The sequence below is a fragment of the Mycobacterium colombiense genome (assembly GCF_001953985.1).
GTDB classification, from domain to species: domain Bacteria; phylum Actinomycetota; class Actinomycetes; order Mycobacteriales; family Mycobacteriaceae; genus Mycobacterium; species Mycobacterium colombiense_B.
Map to the genome: position 1 here is coordinate 1 of NZ_MBEI01000060.1, position 527 is coordinate 527.

General features: G+C 68.1%; 1 pseudogene. It reads right to left on the minus strand.

The window, feature by feature from the left end:
* Positions 1-527, minus strand: a pseudogene (locus tag A5732_RS19395) (DUF222 domain-containing protein); the annotation flags it as partial.

The window sequence follows — 527 nt, forward strand, 5'->3', positions numbered from 1 at the left end:
CTCAGGCGCGACATGCCGTCGGGTTGCTGATTGCCGAGCACCAGACCACGCATCCGGGCCCGGTCGGCGTCGGTGTAGTTGCCGTCGGGATCCAGGCAGTCCATCAGGCGCCGGGCGAGCGTGGCGAAGTGCTCGGGCCGAAATTCGGCGGCCTTGGCGGCCAGCTGCTGTTCGGCGTGCACACAGGTCTCGAGGTCGACGGACTCGGGCAACTGGTGAAAAAACCGCCGGATCACCGCCACATGATCGGCCCCGATGTTGCCGTCGCGCTGGGCCGCCGCAGTGGCGGGCAACACCGGCGCCAACGGCTCACCGGTCAACGCCCGGCGCGGCCCCAGATCGGCGGCCTCCGTGATGCGGCGGCCGGCCTCGGCCCGGCTGATGTGCAGCCGGTCGGCCAACGCCCAGGACAACTTGCCACCCTACTCGCTCGGATCCGATTGCGCGGCCACCTGGTTGATCAACTGGTGCCTGGGAGCCTGGAGTTTGCGAGTTTCACATTCGAATATCTCCAACAGCGCCAGACG